Below are 18809 nucleotides of genomic sequence, written 5' to 3'. Positions count from 1 at the left end.
CTGCAATCGGGGGCAAGTCGAATCGTCGCACCGCCCCTCCCGCATTTTTTTCGGTTTTTTACCAGGAAAATTCGAGTTGCTCGTTGCCCGTGCTGAGATCCAGCAACCGCACCCCGATCCCCAACAACCGCACCGGCTTCCCGCCACGGTTAAACGCCTGGGTCATCAGCTGTTGATAACTCTCCAGATCCCGCCCCGCCCCAGCCTGCTCCAGGGTGGTCTGGGTAAAGTCATGAAACTTCACCTTCACGAACGGCTTACCCGCGCGGTAGCTGCTGTCGATGCGCGACATACGCCCGGCCAGGGTTTCCATCAGCTCGGGCAGCTTCGCCAGGCAGCTTGAGAGATCCGGCAGATCCACATCGTAAGTATTTTCCACACTGATGGATTGCCGCCGGCTGTCGTTCTGCACCACGCGGTCATCAATCCCACGCGCCAGGCTCCACAGCCGCTCGCCAAAACTGCCGAATTCACGCACCAGCGCCAACTTGTTCCATTCGCGCAACTGCAGGCAGTCTTCGATACCCAGGCGCGCCAGTTTGTCGGCCGTGACCTTGCCCACACCGTGCAACTTGCTCACGCGCAATTGGGAAACAAAGTCTTCAACCTGATCCGGGGTGATCACGAACAGGCCGTTGGGCTTCTTCCAATCGCTGGCGATCTTGGCCAGGAACTTGTTTGGCGCCACGCCGGCCGACACGGTGATATGCAGCTGGTTGGACACCCGGCGGCGAATGTCCTGGGCGATGCGCGTAGCACTGCCGCCAAAATGCGCGCAGTCGGACACATCCAGGTAAGCCTCATCCAGCGACAGCGGCTCGATCAGGTCGGTGTAGTCACGAAAGATCGTCTGGATTTCCTTCGACGCTTCCTTATAGGCATCCATACGCGGCTTGACGATGGTCAGGTCCGGGCACAGCTTCAAGGCATGCCGGGACGACATGGCCGAACGCACGCCGTAAGCGCGCGCTTCGTAGTTGCAGGTCGCGATCACCCCGCGCCGATCCGCCGAGCCACCGACGGCCAGAGGCTTTTGCGCCAGGCTCGGGTCATCGCGCATCTCGATGGCGGCGTAGAAACAATCACAGTCGACGTGGATGATTTTGCGCTGTGTCATATAAACAGAGGGTTGATCCAACGGACGGCCAGTATCGCACTCACCCCTGTATATAGCACCAGTAGTTTGAATCTTCCGCTTGAGCGGTAGGAAAATTCCCAGATGAATTTATTTTCTTAATCGAATTTAGCATCCCAATAGAGCTGAAACCCTCGGCCAGACTGGGCTGGACGCCGCAAAAAGGCTTTGATGGAGAGCTAACCGATTGAACCACAAGCGCTTTTCTTCGAATCACAGGTTGACACACTCGCGTTCCTCTGTAGAATGCCGACACACAGACGCGGGATGGAGCAGTCTGGTAGCTCGTCGGGCTCATAACCCGAAGGTCGTCGGTTCAAATCCGGCTCCCGCAACCAAACATCAAAAAAGGCTACTCGAAAGAGTGGCCTTTTTTGTGCCTGTCTGTTTTGTGGCACATGAAATTGTCCGACAAAAAATCTTTCCCTCTCGCGCACTTACCGCGCCTGGTTAGCATTCAACCGCTAATTCACACTTATTTGACCCACGGCGCCATTAACGGTTGACACCCTGCCGTTGGGCTGTAGAATGCCGCCCACAGACGCGGGATGGAGCAGTCTGGTAGCTCGTCGGGCTCATAACCCGAAGGTCGTCGGTTCAAATCCGGCTCCCGCAACCAAACATCAAAAAAGGCTACTCGAAAGAGTGGCCTTTTTTGTATCCGGTGAAAAAGTTCTTCTGAAACAATGGCATGGCATCTTTCATGAAACCGTAAAGGGTTTGTAGAGTCCATCTCATTGCAAGCTATGCTCAATGCTCAAGCGTTACCCTCTACGACCAATGGCCGCTGTCGCCGCACCCGGTGATACGCGTTAATATTTGCAATTATTTTGTCCATAGGGATTGGTAACTTGGCTGGATACCTCCATCCTGTCGCGCACAATCCACGAGGTGATTGATGCGCGCCAACTCGTCTGAACCACAAGACACCGTTACAGCAGAACAACCGATCGCCCCCACCCGTTTGCGCTGGCTGGATCTGTTGAGCAAATATCGGCAACCCATCGGGTTGGCCGTGACTCTGTTGCTGTTTGCAATCGCTTTGATCGCCTGCCGACACTTGCTGTTGGAACTGGATCTCTACGCCCTCCACGACTCGATCCTGGAAGTGCCCAAGCCGGCGTTGCTCGGCGCGTTCCTTGCCGCCGTCGCAGGGTTCATCATTTTGCTGGGCTATGAGTTTTCCGGCGCGCGTTACGCCGGGGTGAACCTGCCGGCCAAGACCCTGGCGCTCGGCGGCTTCACGGCCTTTGCCATCGGCAATGCGATTGGCTTGTCGATGCTCTCAGGCGGTTCGGTTCGCTATCGTTTATATGCACGCCACGGCATTGGGGCTTCGGAAGTGGCCCACATGACCGTGTTCGCCAGCCTGGCGCTCGGCTGCGCGCTGCCGCCGCTGGCAGCCCTGGCCACGTTGAGCAACCTGCCCGCCGCGTCGACCTACCTGCATTTGCCGCAAAGCCTGCTCGGCGGGGTTGCCGGCGCCGTACTGGTGCTGTCGGCCGTGCTGTGCATCGGCATCTATCGCCGTCGCCTGCCGGAACAGCCCTACCCGGACAACCTGCTGGTCAAGGCCGGTCGCCGTACTCTGCGTCTGCCGGGCCGCCGCCTGACCTTCCTGCAACTGGTCATCACCGCGCTGGATGTCGCGGCCGCCGCCACCGTCCTTTATCTGCTGCTGCCGGAAGCGCCACCCTTCGGTCCATTCTTGCTGGTGTACCTGCTAGCATTGGCCGCCGGCGTGCTCAGCCATGTACCGGGCGGCGTAGGTGTGTTCGAGGCGATTTTGCTCGCGGCTTTCGCCGACAAGCTCGGCGCTGCGCCACTGGCCGCCGCCCTGCTGCTGTATCGCATGATCTACGTGGTGCTGCCGCTGCTGATCGCCTGCGTATTCCTGCTGGTCAATGAAGCGCAGCGCCTGTTCCAGACCCAACACAGCCTGCGGGTGGCCTCGGGCCTCGCGGCGCCGGTTTTGGCCGTACTGGTTTTTTTGTCCGGCGTGGTCCTGCTGTTTTCCGGCGCCACGCCGGAAATCGACTCACGCCTGGAGAACATCGGCTTCCTGATTCCCCACCGCCTGATTGACGCTTCGCACTTTGGCGCGAGCCTGATCGGTGTGTTGTGTCTGCTACTGGCCCAGGGCCTGCGTCGACGCTTGTCGGCGGCCTGGATGCTGACCATGGTGCTGCTGCTGGTGGGCGCCCTGCTCTCGCTGCTCAAAGGCTTCGACTGGGAAGAAGCCAGCCTGATGACCATGACCGCCATCCTGCTGGCTATCTTCCGACGCTCGTTCTACCGCGCCAGCCGCCTGACCGAGTTGCCGTTCTCGCCGCTGTACCTGGTGGCCAGCGTCTGCGTGCTGGGGGCCTCGATCTGGCTGCTGCTGTTTGCCTATCAAGACGTACCCTACAGCCACCAACTCTGGTGGCAGTTCACCCTCGACGCCAACGCCCCGCGCGGCCTGCGCTCACTGCTGGGTGCCGCGGTATTGCTGGTGATCGTGTCGCTGACCTGGCTGCTGCGCACCGCACGTCCGGTGATCCACCTGCCAACCCCGGATGAGCTGGAACGCGCGACCAAGATCCTGATGGCCTCGTCGCAACCCGACGGCGGCCTGGCGCTGACCGGCGACAAGGCGCTGCTGTTCCATCCCAATGACGAGGCGTTCCTGATGTACGCCCGTCGCGGGCGCAGCCTGGTGGCCTTGTATGACCCGATCGGCCCGACTCAACCGCGCGCCGAAATGATCTGGCAATTCCGTGACCTGTGCGACATCCACCACGCGCGCCCGGTGTTCTATCAGGTACGTGCCGAGAACCTGCCGTACTACATGGACATTGGCCTCACCGCGATCAAGTTGGGGGAAGAGGCCCGTGTCGACCTCAAACGCTTTGACCTGGAAGCCAAGGGCAAAGAGATGAAGGACCTGCGCTACACCTGGAACCGTGGCACTCGGGACGGCCTGTCCCTGGAGATCCATGAGCCGGGCCAGGCGCCAATGGATGAATTAAAAGTTATCTCGGATGCCTGGCTGACAGGTAAAAATGTGCGGGAAAAAGGCTTTTCCCTTGGGCGTTTCAGCGACGACTACCTCAAGCACTTTCGCATCGCGATCATTCGCTTCGAAGGGCGCCCGGTAGCGTTCGCCAACCTGCTCGAGACCTACAACCACGACCTGGCCAGCCTCGACCTGATGCGCGCCCACCCGGACGCGCCCAAGTTGACCATGGAGTTCATGATGGTCGGCCTGATTCAACACTATAAGAGTCACGGCTACGCCCGCTTCAGCCTCGGCATGGTGCCGTTGTCGGGCCTGCAACCGCGACGTGGCGCGCCGCTGACCCAACGCCTGGGCTCGATGGTGTTCCGCCGTGGCGAGCAACTGTATAACTTCCAAGGTTTGCGCCGCTTCAAAGACAAGTTCCAGCCTGACTGGGAACCCCGTTACATGGCCGTGCCCGCAGGACTTGATCCGCTGGTGGCACTGGCCGATACCGCCGCCCTGATCGCGGGCGGCTTGACTGGATTGGTGAAACGCTGATGATTCGACGCTCCTGGCGGTATGTATTGGCCTTAGTAGTGCTGCTCGCGCTGATCGCGGCGGGTGGCTTTTGGTACTGGAACCGCCCTGCCCCGCAACCGACCCTGGAGCAGTTGCCCCAGGCCGACGGTTCGGTGATGACCCGCGTGACCCCGAACGGCACGCCCAAAGCTCGTGTGGCTGTAGCCGTGATGGCGGATGAAACCCTGACCGACAGCCAACTGATTGCCCTGAGCCAGGGCGGCAAGGCGCAGATCGTTCAGGTGATCTTGCCCAAGGACGACTGCAAGCTGCAGGAACAAGCGCTGCAGGACGCCCTTGGCCAGCTCAAGGGCCCGGCCACCCTGGTCAGCGGCATCGGCCCTGGCGCATCGCTCGCCTGGCGCTGGCTGGCCGCGCAGAACGACGACAAGGCCAATGCCATCTCCGTCGGCTTCGCCCTGGTCCAGGAAGGCTGCAAAGACCCCCTGCCCAAAACCTCTGCACACGGCAACTGGCTGGTCGCCTGGAACGACAACCCTGACGATGAAAGCGCCAGTTTCGTACGCGACACGCCGCGCGCCACCACCAGCATCAGCGACTACGACATTCACTACCCGCAAGTGCTGAACAACGAACTGCGCAAGCAGCTGGTGGGTTCGGACAACGGCGGCCTGGCGATTCCCGTGGTCGAAGTACCGGCTGGCCAGGCCAAGGACACCGTGACGCTATTCCTCTCCGGCGATGGCGGCTGGCGTGACCTGGACCGCGACGTGGCCGGCGAAATGGCCAAGATCGGCTACCCGGTGGTCGGCATCGACACCCTGCGCTACTACTGGCAGCACAAGACGCCCGAGCAAAGCGCCAAAGACCTTACCGAACTGATGCAGCACTACCGTCAGAAATGGGGCACCAAGCGCTTCGTGCTGACCGGTTACTCGTTCGGTGCTGACGTGTTGCCGGCCATCTACAACCGCTTGCCGGAAAACGAACAGCAACGCGTAGACGCGATCATCCTGCTGGCGTTTGCGCGCACCGGCAGCTTTGAGATCGAAGTGGAAGGCTGGCTGGGCAACGCCGGTAAAGAAGCCGCCACCGGCCCGGAAATGGCCAAGCTGCCGGCTGACAAAGTGGTATGCATCTACGGGGCCGAGGAAGTCGACGAAAGCGGCTGCACCGACAAGACCGCCGTGGGCGAAGCGCTGAAGCTGCCGGGCGGGCATCACTTCGATGAGAACTACCCGGCGCTGGCGCAGCGTTTGGTGGACATCATTGTGAAGCACCAGGCCAAGGACAAGGCTGAGTAACTTCAAGCTGTAAGCAGATAAAAAATGTGGGAGGGGGCTTGCTCCCGATGACGGTGGGTCAGCTACAGATAAGCTGACTGAAACACCGCCATCGGGAGCAAGCCCCCTCCCACCTTTGTTTTGTATTGTCAGTAATATCTAACGCGGCTCGATGTGCGCAATCATCAACTGCACGGTTTCATTGCCGCGAAACTCGTTCACATCGAGCTTGTAGGCCAACTCCACCCAACGCACCGTCGGGTTCGGCCAGACCTCACGGTCCACGCCAAACGCAATGCCATCGAGCTTCACTGACCCGCACTCGCTCTTGAGCACCACTTTGAGGTGCCGCTCCCCCACAACCCGCTGCTCTACCAGTTGGAACACACCGTGAAACAACGGCTCGGGAAAATGCTGCCCCCAGGGGCCGGCATGCCGCAATGCGCGCGCCAGTTCCAGGTGAAACTCTTCCACCGCCAGGGTGCCATCGGACAACAGGCGCCCGGTCAGGTCTTCTTCGCGCAGTTGCCGACGTACTTCGGCATCAAAGGCTTCGGCAAACAGAGGGAAGTTTTCCTCGGGCAAGGTCAGACCCGCCGCCATGGCATGGCCGCCGTACTTGGCGATCAGGTTGGGATGCTGGCTGGCGACCACTGCCAGCGCATCACGGATGTGAAAACCCTGCACAGAGCGCCCGGAGCCCTTGAGCAGCCCATCACCGGCATCGGCGAAGGCGATGGTCGGGCGGAAATAGCGCTCTTTCATGCGCGAGGCCAGAATGCCGATCACACCTTGGTGCCATTCAGGGTCGAACAGGCACAAACCGTAAGGCATCGACTCCACCGGCAAGTCCTTGAGCTGGGCCAGGGCCTCGCGCTGCATGCCTTGTTCGATGGATTTGCGGTCCTGGTTCATGCCGTCCAGTTGCGCAGCCATTTCCCGTGCTGCGCCAATGTCGGTGGTGAGCAGGCATTCGATGCCCAGGCTCATGTCGTCCAGGCGCCCGGCGGCGTTCAGGCGAGGCCCGAGGATAAAGCCCAGGTCGGTGGAGGTGATGCGTGCGGCATCGCGCTTGGCCACTTCAAGGATCGCCTTGATCCCTGGCCGCGCCCGACCCGCACGGATGCGTTCGAGGCCCTGGTGCACGAGGATGCGGTTGTTGGCGTCCAGGGGCACCACGTCGGCGACGCTGCCCAGGGCGACCAGGTCGAGCAACTCGCCGATGTTCGGTTGGGGCGTGTTGTCGTACCAGCCCAGGCTGCGCAAACGCGCGCGCAAGGCCATCAATACGTAAAAGATCACGCCCACGCCGGCCAGCGCCTTGCTCGGGAACTCGCAGCCGGGCTGGTTCGGGTTGACGATGGCATCCGCCGCCGGCAATTCATCCCCCGGCAAGTGGTGGTCGGTGACCAGCACCTGCAAGCCCGCCGCCTTTGCCGCCGCCACGCCTTCGACGCTGGAAATGCCGTTATCCACGGTGATCAGCAACTGCGGCTCACGCTGCAGTGCCACCGCGACGATTTCCGGGGTCAGGCCGTAGCCGTATTCGAAACGATTGGGCACCAGGTAGTCGACATGAGCCGCCCCGAGCAAACGCAGGCCCAAGGTGCCCACGGTGCTCGCGGTGGCGCCATCGGCGTCGAAGTCGCCGACGATCAGGATGCGCTGACGCTGCTCCAGTGCGGTCACCAGCAGGTCCACCGCTGCGTCGATGCCCTTGAGCTGCTGGTAGGGAATCAAGCGCGCCAGGCTCTTGTCCAGCTCGGCCTCGGACTGCACCCCGCGCGCAGCATAAAGACGGGTCAACAACGGCGGCAATTCACCGAGAAACGGCAGGACAGCGGGCAACGGGCGAGGATCGATACGCATGGGGTGACGGGCACTTCTCTTCTGATACAACGGTTAAACAAACAGGTTGAAAACGATAAAGATCAAATGTGGGAGGGGGCTTGCCCCCGATTGCGCTGATTCAGTCACTGCAACTTAACCTGGAATACCGCTATCGGGAGCAAGCCCCCTCCCACATTTTCAGCCGCGTTCGCCGACCAGCCATTGCAGCTGTACTTCATGCTGGCCGCGATCGTCGGTCACGAAAATCGTGCCTTCGCTGATCATCACGTCCCACTTGATAACACGCGGCATGTCTTTGGCCAGGGTTTCGAGGACTTCCTGCGGCACGGCAGCGATGTGTACGTTTTTCAGGTTATTGGCCACCGGCACCACTTTGCCCTCCCACACACGCAAGCTGCCATAGGCCAGCAGGCTGGTGCGTTCGGTACGGCGCGAGCACCAGGTCAGGCGATCGGCGTCGGGCTGGCCGACTTCGATCCAATGCAAAACCCGATCATCCAGGCTTTTTTCCCACAGGGCTGGTTCGTCTACATCTGACAGGCCGCGACCGAACGCCAACTGCTCGTTGTACCAGAGGGCGTAGGCCAGCAGACGCACGGTCATGCGCTCTTCGGTTTCCGATGGGTGGCGGGCGATGGTCTGTTTGACGCTCTCGTACACCGAGCGATCGAGGTCGGTGAGGTTGAGTTCGAATTTGTAGGTCGTGGACGGCTGGGCCATGAACGGGCTTCTAGAGACAGGGAAAGGCGGCCAGTCTAACCGATGGCGGGTCATTCAACGAATCCTGCGATGCCAGCGGCACTCGCCTATGTTAAAAGGCATCACACCATCGCCCTGCGCAGACAAGGATCCTCATGTCGTTTAATGCCAAACCGCTTGCCGGCCTGAAAGTCATCGAACTCGGCACCCTGATCGCTGGCCCGTTCGCCTCTCGCATCTGCGCCGAATTCGGTGCCGAGGTGATCAAGGTGGAATCGCCGGACGGCGGCGATCCGCTGCGCAAATGGCGCAAGCTGTACGAAGGCACATCGCTATGGTGGTTTGTGCAGGCACGCAACAAAAAGTCGCTGACCCTGAACCTCAAGCACCCGGACGGCTTGGCGATCCTCAAGCAGTTGCTGGCGGACGCCGACATCCTGATCGAAAACTTCCGCCCCGGCGTGCTGGAAAAACTCGGCCTTGGCTGGGACGTGTTGCATGCGCTCAACCCCAAGCTGGTGATGGTGCGCCTCTCGGGCTTTGGCCAGACCGGGCCGATGAAGGACCAGCCCGGGTTTGGCGCGGTGGGCGAGTCCATGGGCGGCCTGCGCTACATCACCGGTTTTGAAGACCGCCCGCCAGTGCGCACCGGGATTTCTATCGGCGACTCCATCGCCGCGTTGTGGGCGGTGATCGGCGCGCTGATGGCGCTGCGGCACCGCGAGGTCAACGGTGGCCTCGGCCAAGTGGTCGACGTGGCGCTGTATGAAGCCATCTTCGCCATGATGGAAAGCATGATCCCCGAGTTTGATGTGTTCGGCTTCATCCGCGAACGCACCGGCAATATCATGCTTGGCATTACGCCGTCGTCGATCCACACCAGCGCGGACGGCAAGCATGTGCAGATCGGCGCCAACGGGGATGCGATCTTCAAGCGCTTCATGTCGGCCATTGGCCGTGAGGACCTGGCCAACGATCCACAGCTGGCCAGCAATGACGGGCGCGATGAGCGCCGTGATGAGCTGTACGGGGTGATCGACCGCTGGGTCAATTCGCTGCCGCTGGAACAGGTTGTCGAGCAGCTCAACAAGGCCGAGGTGCCTGCCAGCCGCATCTACAGTGCCCAAGACATGCTGGGCGATCCGCAATTCCTCGCGCGCGAAATGTTTCTCCAGGCCCAACTGCCCGGCGGCAAGGACTTCAAGATGCCGGGCATCGTGCCCAAGCTGTCGGACACGCCGGGCAGCTGCGAATGGGTGGGGCCGCAGTTGGGGGAGCACAACTGCGTGGTGCTGGGTGAACTGGGCTACGACACAGCCGACCTCGTGCGCTTGCGTGAGGAAGGCGCGATCTGATGGCCCCTCGGTGCAAGCGCTGGCTTATTCAACTGAGTTTCGCCGCCGCGACGATCGGCGCCTGGCCCCTGTCGGCAAATGCCGAGGAGACCCTGACCTGGCTGCTGCGCGACTTGCCGCCGCTGACTATTTTCGAAGGCCCCAAGAAAGGCCAGGGTGCGCTCGACCAACTGTTGCCGATACTCATCGAACGCTTGCCGGAGTACCGGCATCAGGTGCTGCACGTCAATCGCGCGCGCGGTATGCAGATGCTCCGCGAGCCCAGGCTCACCTGTGATCCTTCATTGCTGTGGACGGCAGAGCGGGCCAGGTACATGGTGTTTTCCGACCAGGCCTTTGTGGTCGCCAGCAATGGCATCACGATCCGACGCAGCCAACAGGCAGACGTGGCGCCGTTTATCGTCGACGGCCAGTTTGATTTGCAGGCATTTCTGGAGGCCCATAAGGCAAGAATAGGGGTGACCGCCGAGCGCAGCTATGGGCCTGTCATCGATGCACAGCTCAAGCACGCGGATGCACACTCGCTGGCCCTGCATTACGGTAACGATGCCCTCGGCAGCCTGCTACAGATGCAGCGTCTCGCTCGGCTGGAGGCGGTGTTGGGGTATTGGCCGGAAATCCGTTATCACGCGTTGCAACAAGGCATTGCCGCCGAAGACTTGAGCTTCTACCCCATCAAAGGCTCGGCGCCTTACCAGCATACGCATATCGGCTGCGCGGATACGCCCCAGGGGCGCCAGGCCATCGAACGGATCAACCAGGTATTGCGCGATATCCCACAGGAGCAGGTGCAGCAATCCTACGCTTCGTGGCTGGACCCGATCATGCGCGCGCATTACCTGCGGGATAACCCGCGGTTTTTCCAGGACTCGCCGGAACCGTGACAAATCGCAGGCAAAAAGAAACCCCGAAGAGTGGGGAGACACTTCGGGGTTAAACGTGGCCTACAAAGACCAGTACAACAAGGCACAAACACCGGAGCACAATGTTTGCTCTTGCTGTTACGGAATCTGACCGGGCATGCCGTAGGAAGTTTCCGCGTATAAACAATTCTTCATGCCAGGGCTGCGCTGCGGGTCTGGGCCGCATTGCGCAAGGCCGCGATGACCGACGGTTCGAGGCGCCCTTCCGCGATTTTGAGGTCACGCAGCAGGCAGTCGACGACATCTACCAGCACGCGTTTATCCATCAACTGTGCGCGGTCGACTTCACGTTCGACCACGATAGCGCCGGCGGGGTTCTTCACAGTCACCAGGCACTCGTCCTGCAGACCAGAGGTGGTCAGCGTAACCTGATAAGGGCTCAGTGCTTCTTCGAGCAATAGGCTGATACTTTCCATCTCGATCACCACTCAATAGTTCGGGAACAATCGTTTCAACGGGAGCTGCATCTGTTCTAAGTGACTGGTTGTCACGTAGGAAAGTTCGTTTTTTCGTCTTTATGGCGCCGTCGGGGGATGACGTATCCAGCATGCGCTTGCAACATGACAACGAAAAAACGGCCCACATAACTGCTTACGCAATAGGTAACTGTTTTGGGGTTTTCCGAGGGCTGCTACCCAAGGTGAACCCTATACTCGATGAATGCTGGCGCAGATAGACGCGCAGGTTGAAAGCCCTTATTGCGAAGGATAGAGATGATGGCGGAGCAAAATGAACCACACGAGGCGACAGACAGAATGAACGCTGAGGTATCCCGTATTCTTGCTGAAATAGCACGTATGAACGCAGAGCAAAACAAACTCAACAAAGAATCCCTGAAGATAACCTGTGAGATATTCTGGTACCCGGTGGCGATCGCGACAGGCTTCTATGCCGCTGTCGGCACCGTAATAGTCGTCGCACAAAAACTATTCTCGTAACGCTCGACCCGGCCTGCCTGATACGAAAAACGCCGCTGACCCAAGGAAGGGCAAGCGGCGTTTTTTTCTACGTGGTGCGCCTTACAGCGGCTTACCACGGTTGCCATGCTGGCTCACAAACGCCTGCACAGCCTTGAGGTCATTGGCCAACACCGTGCAGCGCTCCTCGCGTTCGAACAGGTCAGCCAAGTGCTCCGGCAGCTCCAGCGCCTTGCCAACGCCGGCCTTCTCTACCGCTTCCGGGAATTTCACCGGGTGGGCGGTGCCGAGGATCACCATCGGGATATCCAGGCTGCGACGGCATTCGCGTGCAGCCTTCACGCCGATGGCGGTGTGCGGGTCCAGCAGCTCGCCGGTCTGGGCGTAGACGTCGGCGATGGTTTCGCAGGTCTGTTCATCGTCCACTGCCAGGGAGTCGAACAGCTTGCGGGTCTCGGTCCAACGCTCTTGCTCGACGCTGAAACCGCCCCCTTGTTTGAAGCTGTTCATTAGCTCGGCCAGGGCCGCGCCGTTACGGCCGTGCATGTCGAACAGCAGGCGCTCGAAGTTCGAGGACACCATGATGTCCATCGACGGCGACAGGGTCGCGTGCAGGGTTTCCTTGACGTACTGGTTGCCGCTCATGAAGCGGTGCAGGATGTCGTTGCGGTTGGTGGCGACGATCAACTGGTTGATCGGCAAGCCCATGTTGCGCGCCAGGTAGCCGGCGAAGATGTCGCCGAAGTTGCCGGTCGGCACCGAGAACGACACCGAACGCGCCGGGCCGCCCAACTGCAGGGACGCGTGGAAGTAGTAGACGATCTGGGCCATGATCCGCGCCCAGTTGATCGAGTTCACTGCGACCAAACGCGTGCCTTTCAGGAAGCTCTGGTCGGCGAAGCTGTTCTTGACCATTTCCTGGCAGTCATCGAAGTTGCCTTCGATGGCGATATTGTGGATGTTCTCACCAAAGATGGTGGTCATCTGGCGACGCTGCACCTCCGACACACGCTTGTGCGGGTGCAGGATGAAGATGTCGACGTTTTCGCAGTGCTTGCAGCCTTCGATGGCGGCCGAGCCGGTATCACCCGAGGTAGCGCCGATGATCACCACGCGCTCGCCGCGTTTCTCCAGCACGTAATCGAGCAGGCGACCGAGCAGTTGCAGGGCGAAGTCCTTGAACGCCAGGGTCGGGCCGTGGAACAGCTCCAGCACCCACTCGTTGCCGTTCAGCTGGCGCAACGGTGCAATGGCGCTGTGGGAAAAGACGCCGTAGGTCTCTTCGAGAATCTTTTTGAAGTCCGCATCCGGAATGCTGCCGGTGACGAACGGGCGCATTACCCGGAACGCCAGCTCGTGGTACGGCAAGCCGGCCCACGATGCGATTTCTTCCTGGGTGAAGCGTGGCAGGTTTTCCGGCACGTACAGGCCGCCGTCAGTGGCAAGACCTGCCAGCAGAACGTCTTCGAAATTCAGGGCCGGTGCCTGGCCGCGGGTGCTGATGTAACGCATGACTGGCTCCTCTAAAACATTCTCGAACAGGGGCCGCCGAGCGTACGGGGCCCCTGGAACAGATCGGTTAGTTCAAGTGTTCGACACGAATCCGCACCACCGGGCCAACCACGCCTTGCAGGGCTTCAAGCGCGGTGATGGCATCGTTGATGTGCTGTTCGAGCACGCGGTGGGTCAGCAGGATCATCGGCACCTGGCCGTTTTGCTCCTCGACTTCCTTCTGCATGATCGACTCGATGTTGATACCGCGCTCCGACAGGATGCTGGCCACCTGAGCCAACACCCCAGGGTGATCCTTGGCCTGGATGCGCAGGTAGTAGGCGCTTTCACAGGCTTCGATCGGCAGGATCGGGTGGGCCGACAGCGAATCCGGCTGGAAGGCTAGGTGCGGTACGCGATTTTCCGGGTCGCTGGTCATGGCGCGAACCACGTCCACCAGGTCGGCGATCACCGACGAAGCCGTCGGCTCCATGCCAGCGCCGGCGCCGTAGAACAGGGTAGAACCGGCGGCATCACCGTTGACCATCACGGCGTTCATCACGCCATTGACGTTGGCGATCAGGCGATCAGCCGGGATCAGCGTCGGGTGCACACGCAGCTCGATACCGGCCGGAGTGCTGCGCGCCACACCGAGGTGCTTGATGCGGTAGCCCAGCGCTTCGGCGTAGTTCACATCGGCGGTGGTCAGCTTGGTGATGCCTTCGGTGTAGGCCTTGTCGAACTGCAGCGGAACACCAAAGGCGATGGACGCCAGGATGGTCAGCTTGTGGGCGGCGTCGATGCCTTCCACGTCGAAGGTCGGGTCGGCTTCGGCGTAACCCAGGGCCTGGGCTTCAGCCAGCACGTCTTCGAAGGTACGGCCCTTCTCACGCATCTCGGTGAGGATGAAGTTACCCGTGCCGTTGATGATGCCGGCCACCCAGTTGATGCGGTTGGCGGACAAGCCTTCGCGGATCGCCTTGATCACCGGGATGCCACCGGCCACGGCGGCTTCGAAGGCCACGATCACGCCCTTCTCGCGGGCCTTGGCGAAGATTTCGTTGCCGTGCACGGCGATCAGCGCCTTGTTGGCAGTGACCACGTGTTTGCCGTTCTCGATGGCCTTGAGCACCAGCTCGCGGGCCACGGTATAGCCGCCCACCAGCTCGATGACGATATCGATTTCTGGGTTGGTGGCCACGGCGAAGACATCGTTGGTAATCGCAATACCGGTCGTTTCGAACTGAGGCTTTGGCGAACGCGTGGCAATTTGCGCCACTTCAATCCCACGGCCTGCGCGGCGGGAAATTTCTTCAGCGTTACGCTGAAGTACGTTGAAGGTGCCGCCACCGACGGTCCCTAACCCACAGATGCCTACTTTGACCGGTTTCACTGAAGAACTCCCCATGAAACGGCCGACTCAAGGTCGGCCGTGGAAAACAGCCGCACAACTGCGGCTCTCAATTAATGGCCCGCCGACTGTTCGGCGGGCCAAGATCGCCAAGGCTCGACGATTACTGCTTACTTGCACCCAGCGCCAGTTTGGCAACTTGTGGCGCCGGCTGGTAGCCCGGAATCACTTGGCCGTCAGCCAAAACGATGGCCGGTGTACCGTTGACGCCGATGGACTGGCCCAAAGCAAACTGCTTGGAAACCGGGTTGGCACATTTGGCTGCCTTGATTTCCTTGCCGTCGACCATCTTGTCCATGGCCGCCTTTTTGTCGGCCGAGCACCATACGGCTTGCAGCTGCTCGTCACCCGGCGAGCCCAGGCCCTGGCGCGGGAACGCAACGTAGCGTACTTCCACGCCCAGCTTGTTCAGCGCAGGCACTTCGGCGTGCAGCTTGTGGCAGTACGGGCAGGTGGTGTCGGTGAACACGGTGATGTGGGTCTTGGTCTCGCCAATGGCCGGGTACACCACGGTTTCAGCCACCGGGATGCCATTGATCAGCTTGGACACACCCAGGCGCTCGGCTTTCTCGGTCAGGTTGACTGGCTTGCCGTCCTTCAACTGAAACAAATAACCCTGGACGATGTACTGGCCGTCGGCACTCGCATACAGCACGCGGCTGCCCTTGAGCTTGACTTCGTACAGGCCGGCCATCGGGCTGGCACTGATGCTTTCGATCGGCGTGTCGAGTTGCAGGTTGGCCAGGCTCTTGCGAATGGTCTGCTCAGCGGCGTCATCGGCGACGGCAAAAGTGGAAACCAACGCAATCGCTGCGGCGGCCATAATCTGGGTCAAGCGCATGGGAACTCCTGAAGGCAGATACAGGGACGGGCGCCGGTACGCCGATCTGAAACATGGCGCTGGGCCGTCCCCTTTGCTAAGCGGCAAAGCCTACCACAGTTGGGCCGCAGGGCAGCCCGTGGCGGTGTAAATTGGCGGTTTTCAACCACGCGGATGGTGCTTGGCGTGCATATCCTGCAAGCGTGCGCGCGCCACGTGGGTGTAGATCTGGGTTGTGGATAAGTCGCTGTGCCCGAGCAGCATCTGTACCACGCGCAAATCCGCACCGTGGTTGAGCAAATGCGTGGCGAATGCATGCCGCAGGGTGTGCGGCGACAACGCCTTGCCGATCCCGGCAACCTTGGCCTGATGCTTGATGCGGTGCCAGAACGTCTGCCGGGTCATTTGCTCACCGCGCAGGCTGGGGAACAGCACATCGCTGGGGCGCCCACCAAGCAGTTCGCTGCGGGCGTCGCGCATGTAGCGCTCGACCCACACAATCGCCTCCTCCCCAATCGGCACCAGCCGTTCCTTGCTGCCCTTGCCCATCACCCGCAGCACGCCCTGACGCAGGTTGACCTGTTCCAGGGTCAGGCTGATCAGCTCGGTCACGCGCAGACCGCAGGCGTACAGCACTTCGAGCATGGCACGGTCGCGCTGGCCGATGGCTTCGCTCAGGTCGGGGGCGGCGAGCAACGCATCCACGTCAGCTTCCGACAGGGATTTAGGCAATGGCCTGCCGAGTTGCGGCATCTCGATCTGCAAAGTCGGGTCGACGGCGATGAGCTTTTCCCGCAGCAGGTAGCGGTAAAAGCCACGCACACCGGAGAGAAAACGCGCGGTGGAACGGGGCTTGTAATTCTGCTCCAGGCGCCAGGCCAGGTGGTCGAGGATCAGCTCGCGGCCGGCGCTGATCAGTTCGAGGTTGTTTTCCTGCAGCCAGCCATTGAACAGGGCCAAGTCGCTGCGATAGGCCTGGCGAGTGTTGTCCGACAGGCCTTTTTCCAGCCAGAGGGCGTCGAGGAAGCGGTCGATCAAGGGGTGGTCAATGGCGGGCATGGGGGCTCAGGCGGATTACTGGAGTGTCTGTTAGATCCTATCGCAGGCAAGCCAGCCCCCACAGGGGTTTTGTGTCAGGCCACTGATTTGCATCCAACACCAATCAAATGTGGGAGCTGGCTTGCCTGCCATATACGCGACTCGGTCTCAGGATCAGTCAACAAACCCAGGCAGCACCGGCACTGGCCGCTTATCGGCATCAATCGCCACAAAGCTGAACACCCCCTGGATCGCCCTCTCACGCCCATCGGCACTCATGCTCTCGACGAACACTTCCACTTCAACCTTGAGACTGGTGTTGCCCACTTTGATCACACGGCCAATCAGCTCAACGATGGAGCCAGCCGGAATCGCGTGATTGAAATCAATGCGATCGGTGGAGACCGTCACCAACGGCAAGCGGCAAAACCGCGTGGCGGTGATGAACGACACTTCATCCATCCAGGCCAACGCTGTGCCGCCGAACAGGGTGTTGTGGTGGTTGGTGGTCGGCGGGAACACCGCCTTGGTCACGTGGGTGACGGACAGGGCGGTACGGCGCTGGATTTCTTCGAGGCGGGTGGTCATAAACAGGTACCGGCAAATAGACAAATTTCAGGCACAAAAAAGCAGCCCGTAGGCTGCTTCTTTCTGCATCGGGAGACTGGAATTAAGCCAGTTTTTCCTTGATGCGAGCTGCTTTACCGGACAGGTCACGCAGGTAGTACAGCTTGGCTTTACGTACGTCACCGCGACGCTTAACGGCCATGCTGTCGATTTGCGGGCTGTAGGTCTGGAAAGTACGCTCTACGCCAACACCGTTGGAGATTTTACGAACAGTGAAAGCACTGTTCACACCACGGTTACGCTTGGCGATTACCACGCCTTCGAACGCTTGCAGACGCGAACGGTCGCCTTCCTTCACTTTCACCTGAACGACAATAGTGTCGCCCGGGGCAAAGGTAGGGATCTCTTTGGTCATCTGCTCTGCTTCGAGTGCAAGGATGATTTTGTTAGTCATGCTGTGCTCCTAAGGTAAGTCAATGGACCTACCATCGATACGTTGTTAACTATCGTCCCGCGCGAGGATGTATTCCTCGAGCAGCTTCTTCTCTTCTCCAGAAAGCGAGCGGCTTTCCAGAAGATCGGCGCGTCGTTCATAGGTCCGACCAAGGGACTGCTGTAAACGCCAACGCCGGATGTGTGCGTGATTGCCACTTAGCAATACGTCGGGAACACGCTGATCCGCATACACCTCCGGTCGGGTGTAGTGCGGGCAATCCAGCAAACCATCCGTGAAGGAATCTTCCTCCGCGGAGTCCGCATGCCCTAAAGCTCCAGGCAGCAGTCGTGTAACCGCATCTATCAGGACCATCGCCGGCAGCTCGCCGCCAGACAGGACATAGTCCCCAATCGACCACTCTTCATCGACATGAGCTTCAATAAAACGCTCGTCAATGCCTTCATAGCGACCGGCAATCAGGATCAGTGCGTCCTCATTCGCCAGTTCGCGGACCCCAGCCTGTTTCAGCTGACGGCCTTGAGGGGACAGGTAAATTACCTTCGCCTTCTCCCCGGCAGCTGCCTTGGCCTGAACCAACGCGTCTTCCAGGGGCTTGATCTTCATCACCATGCCCGGGCCACCGCCAAATGGGCGATCGTCCACAGTGTGATGTCGATCCGTCGTGTAGTCTCGCGGATTCCAACAGGTCAGCTGCAACAGCCCCTGTTTCACCGCCCGACTGGTGATGCCGTACTCGCTGATGGCGGAGAACATCTCGGGAAACAAACTGATCACTTCAATGCGCAAATTAGCCACGCTTAGAAGTCCGCGTCCCATTCCACCTTCATCTCGCCCGCTGCCAGGTCGACGGCCAACACGCATTGCCCGGTATAGGGCAGCAGGCGTTCGCGATCATCCAGGCTGCCAGCGCAAGGCTTGACCACCATTACATCATTGGCGCCGGTTTCCAGAAGATGATCGATTTTCCCGAGCAATTGCCCGAGTTGATCAATAACCTTCAGACCTTCCAGCTGGTACCAGTAGTACTCGCCGTCGGTCAATTCAGGGAACAGGTTGCGCGGCACGCAGATCTCATAACCGGCCAGAAGACGAGCTTCTTCACGGTCATCAAGACCCTTGAGCTTTGCGACCAGGAACTTATCGCTCCCGCGTCCACTGACCAGCTCGACCTGTTTCACACTACCCTCGCGCTTGAGCGTCCAGGTTTTGTACTGCAACAGGTTTTCAGTCGGATCAGTAAAGGAATACACCTTCACTTCGCCGCGAACGCCATGAACAGAGTAAATCTTGCCAATAACGATCAAATCATCAGCAACAGCTGGCGTCGCGTTCATATTGC

At 60.1% G+C, this 18809-nt stretch carries 17 protein-coding genes and 2 tRNA genes; 7 read left to right on the top strand and 12 right to left on the bottom strand.

The window, feature by feature from the left end:
* Positions 1–58 precede the first annotated feature (58 nt).
* Positions 59–1117, bottom strand: coding sequence for a DNA polymerase IV (dinB, locus tag GIW02_RS19420; protein WP_236413843.1), 1059 nt, complete (start codon positions 1115–1117; stop codon positions 59–61).
* Positions 1118–1396: 279 nt separating this feature from the next.
* Here dinB and GIW02_RS19415 point away from each other — a divergent pair.
* From GIW02_RS19415 to GIW02_RS19400, 4 genes are all read left to right on the top strand, one after another.
* A tRNA-Met gene (locus GIW02_RS19415) sits at positions 1397–1473 on the top strand.
* 204 nt (positions 1474–1677) lie between these two features.
* Positions 1678–1754: transfer RNA gene (locus tag GIW02_RS19410), tRNA-Met, on the top strand.
* Positions 1755–2033: 279 nt separating this feature from the next.
* On the top strand, positions 2034–4676 hold the full coding sequence (gene mprF / locus GIW02_RS19405; RefSeq protein ID WP_236413845.1) for a bifunctional lysylphosphatidylglycerol flippase/synthetase MprF: 2643 nt from the start codon (positions 2034–2036) through the stop codon (positions 4674–4676).
* Complete coding sequence (locus tag GIW02_RS19400; protein ID WP_236413847.1) at positions 4676–5962, top strand: AcvB/VirJ family lysyl-phosphatidylglycerol hydrolase; 1287 nt, start codon at positions 4676–4678, stop codon at positions 5960–5962. Before mprF ends, GIW02_RS19400 begins: the two co-directional genes overlap by 1 nt.
* Before the next feature lie 138 nt (positions 5963–6100).
* Here the strand turns inward: GIW02_RS19400 and recJ are convergent, their stop codons facing one another.
* Together recJ and GIW02_RS19390 are read right to left on the bottom strand one after the other, a co-directional pair.
* Positions 6101–7810, bottom strand: a complete 1710-nt coding sequence (gene recJ, locus GIW02_RS19395; protein WP_236413849.1) for a single-stranded-DNA-specific exonuclease RecJ — start codon at positions 7808–7810, stop codon at positions 6101–6103.
* A gap of 159 nt (positions 7811–7969) precedes the next feature.
* Entirely contained in the window at positions 7970–8512 is a 543-nt protein-coding gene (locus GIW02_RS19390) for a YaeQ family protein (protein WP_003193952.1), read from the bottom strand.
* 134 nt (positions 8513–8646) lie between these two features.
* On the opposite strand from GIW02_RS19390, the gene GIW02_RS19385 reads away from it, so the two are divergent.
* Entirely contained in the window at positions 8647–9846 is a 1200-nt protein-coding gene (locus GIW02_RS19385) for a CaiB/BaiF CoA transferase family protein (protein ID WP_236413859.1), read from the top strand.
* Entirely contained in the window at positions 9846–10730 is an 885-nt protein-coding gene (locus tag GIW02_RS19380) for a TIGR02285 family protein (protein WP_236413863.1), read from the top strand. The genes GIW02_RS19385 and GIW02_RS19380 overlap by 1 nt, the downstream gene beginning before the upstream one ends.
* 170 nt (positions 10731–10900) lie before the next feature.
* Here GIW02_RS19380 and GIW02_RS19375 read toward each other — a convergent pair whose 3' ends face one another.
* Positions 10901–11185, bottom strand: a complete 285-nt coding sequence (locus GIW02_RS19375) for a DUF3509 domain-containing protein (protein WP_236413873.1) — start codon at positions 11183–11185, stop codon at positions 10901–10903.
* Positions 11186–11485: 300 nt separating this feature from the next.
* On the opposite strand from GIW02_RS19375, the gene GIW02_RS19370 reads away from it, so the two are divergent.
* Positions 11486–11707, top strand: a complete 222-nt coding sequence (locus GIW02_RS19370) for a hypothetical protein (RefSeq protein WP_122720326.1) — start codon at positions 11486–11488, stop codon at positions 11705–11707.
* An 81-nt stretch (positions 11708–11788) separates the two neighbouring features.
* On the opposite strand, the gene thrC is transcribed toward GIW02_RS19370, so the two are convergent.
* The 8 genes from thrC to rimM all read right to left on the bottom strand — a co-directional run bounded on the left by thrC (position 11789) and on the right by rimM (position 18804).
* Positions 11789–13198, bottom strand: coding sequence for a threonine synthase (gene thrC / locus GIW02_RS19365; RefSeq protein WP_236413876.1), 1410 nt, complete (start codon positions 13196–13198; stop codon positions 11789–11791).
* Positions 13199–13265: 67 nt separating this feature from the next.
* Positions 13266–14570 carry a homoserine dehydrogenase gene (locus tag GIW02_RS19360; RefSeq protein WP_236413878.1) on the bottom strand — a complete coding sequence of 435 codons (1305 nt, stop codon included), beginning with the start codon at positions 14568–14570 and terminating at the stop codon, positions 13266–13268.
* 121 nt (positions 14571–14691) lie between these two features.
* Positions 14692–15429, bottom strand: coding sequence for a thioredoxin fold domain-containing protein (locus GIW02_RS19355; RefSeq protein ID WP_236413880.1), 738 nt, complete (start codon positions 15427–15429; stop codon positions 14692–14694).
* Between the two features lie 141 nt (positions 15430–15570).
* The gene (gene xerD / locus GIW02_RS19350) at positions 15571–16467 is read right to left on the bottom strand and encodes a site-specific tyrosine recombinase XerD (RefSeq protein ID WP_236413882.1); all 897 of its coding nucleotides are present in this window, start codon (positions 16465–16467) and stop codon (positions 15571–15573) included.
* A gap of 153 nt (positions 16468–16620) precedes the next feature.
* Positions 16621–17034: an acyl-CoA thioesterase gene (locus tag GIW02_RS19345; protein WP_236413884.1), complete on the bottom strand. Its 414-nt coding sequence runs from the start codon at positions 17032–17034 to the stop codon at positions 16621–16623.
* A gap of 82 nt (positions 17035–17116) precedes the next feature.
* On the bottom strand, positions 17117–17467 hold the full coding sequence (rplS, locus tag GIW02_RS19340) for a 50S ribosomal protein L19 (protein ID WP_003175895.1): 351 nt from the start codon (positions 17465–17467) through the stop codon (positions 17117–17119).
* Between the two features lie 45 nt (positions 17468–17512).
* Positions 17513–18286 (bottom strand): tRNA (guanosine(37)-N1)-methyltransferase TrmD, encoded by a 774-nt coding sequence (trmD, locus tag GIW02_RS19335; RefSeq protein ID WP_236413895.1) that lies wholly within the window; start codon positions 18284–18286, stop codon positions 17513–17515.
* Positions 18268–18804, bottom strand: coding sequence for a ribosome maturation factor RimM (gene rimM, locus GIW02_RS19330; RefSeq protein WP_056858695.1), 537 nt, complete (start codon positions 18802–18804; stop codon positions 18268–18270). Before rimM ends, trmD begins: the two co-directional genes overlap by 19 nt.
* Positions 18805–18809: the final 5 nt, after the last annotated feature.

Source organism: Pseudomonas syringae (genome assembly GCF_021606685.1).
In the GTDB taxonomy this organism is placed as follows: Bacteria; Pseudomonadota; Gammaproteobacteria; order Pseudomonadales; family Pseudomonadaceae; genus Aquipseudomonas; species Aquipseudomonas syringae_R.
The sequence above is the reverse complement of the archived record's forward strand: the minus strand, read 5'-3'. Positions and strand labels throughout refer to the sequence as shown.

Bases quoted from the DNA above. Each gene is read 5' to 3' on its own strand.
- dinB (WP_236413843.1), bottom strand. From the start codon at position 1,117: ATGACACAGCGCAAAATCATCCACGTCGACTGTGATTGTTTCTACGCC.
- mprF (WP_236413845.1), top strand. From the start codon at position 2,034: ATGCGCGCCAACTCGTCTGAACCACAAGACACCGTTACAGCAGAACAA.
- GIW02_RS19400 (WP_236413847.1), top strand. From the start codon at position 4,676: ATGATTCGACGCTCCTGGCGGTATGTATTGGCCTTAGTAGTGCTGCTC.
- recJ (WP_236413849.1), bottom strand. From the start codon at position 7,810: ATGCGTATCGATCCTCGCCCGTTGCCCGCTGTCCTGCCGTTTCTCGGT.
- GIW02_RS19390 (WP_003193952.1), bottom strand. From the start codon at position 8,512: ATGGCCCAGCCGTCCACGACCTACAAATTCGAACTCAACCTCACCGAC.
- GIW02_RS19385 (WP_236413859.1), top strand. From the start codon at position 8,647: ATGTCGTTTAATGCCAAACCGCTTGCCGGCCTGAAAGTCATCGAACTC.
- GIW02_RS19380 (WP_236413863.1), top strand. From the start codon at position 9,846: ATGGCCCCTCGGTGCAAGCGCTGGCTTATTCAACTGAGTTTCGCCGCC.
- GIW02_RS19375 (WP_236413873.1), bottom strand. From the start codon at position 11,185: ATGGAAAGTATCAGCCTATTGCTCGAAGAAGCACTGAGCCCTTATCAG.
- GIW02_RS19370 (WP_122720326.1), top strand. From the start codon at position 11,486: ATGGCGGAGCAAAATGAACCACACGAGGCGACAGACAGAATGAACGCT.
- thrC (WP_236413876.1), bottom strand. From the start codon at position 13,198: ATGCGTTACATCAGCACCCGCGGCCAGGCACCGGCCCTGAATTTCGAA.
- GIW02_RS19355 (WP_236413880.1), bottom strand. From the start codon at position 15,429: ATGCGCTTGACCCAGATTATGGCCGCCGCAGCGATTGCGTTGGTTTCC.
- xerD (WP_236413882.1), bottom strand. From the start codon at position 16,467: ATGCCCGCCATTGACCACCCCTTGATCGACCGCTTCCTCGACGCCCTC.
- GIW02_RS19345 (WP_236413884.1), bottom strand. From the start codon at position 17,034: ATGACCACCCGCCTCGAAGAAATCCAGCGCCGTACCGCCCTGTCCGTC.
- rplS (WP_003175895.1), bottom strand. From the start codon at position 17,467: ATGACTAACAAAATCATCCTTGCACTCGAAGCAGAGCAGATGACCAAA.
- trmD (WP_236413895.1), bottom strand. From the start codon at position 18,286: ATGGGACGCGGACTTCTAAGCGTGGCTAATTTGCGCATTGAAGTGATC.
- rimM (WP_056858695.1), bottom strand. From the start codon at position 18,804: ATGAACGCGACGCCAGCTGTTGCTGATGATTTGATCGTTATTGGCAAG.